This is a genomic window from Halomonas marinisediminis, from assembly GCF_004347715.1.
Classification (GTDB): Bacteria; Pseudomonadota; Gammaproteobacteria; order Pseudomonadales; family Halomonadaceae; genus Halomonas; species Halomonas icarae.
This window is the reverse complement of sequence record NZ_SLTR01000625.1, coordinates 1-249: the sequence shown is the minus strand read 5'-3', so window position 1 is coordinate 249 and position 249 is coordinate 1. Positions and strand designations below refer to the sequence as shown.

The following is a 249-nucleotide window of genomic DNA, read 5'->3' as shown; positions in this document are numbered from 1 at the left end:
GCCAGGGCGAGAACCCGTGATCCGCCGCGATCTGGTCCAGCGCCATGAAGCCGATATTGTGCCGGTTGCGGGCATATTTCGGCCCCGGGTTGCCCAGCCCCACGAAGAGTTTCATTGCGTCTTCCCCTTGTCTCGCCGCGTGATAGCGTGGCGCGGCGCGAAAGGGTAGCCCAACCAAAGAGTCGCATTGCACGAAACGGGCAGTATTGGTAATAAGAATTTACCAATGCGAGGGAAGAGCATCATGCC

General features: G+C 59.0%; 1 pseudogene. It reads right to left on the bottom strand.

From position 1 onward, the window contains the following. Positions 1-115 (bottom strand): annotated as a pseudogene (locus E0702_RS21235) (aminoacyl-tRNA hydrolase); the annotation flags it as partial. Positions 116-249 lie beyond the last annotated feature (134 nt).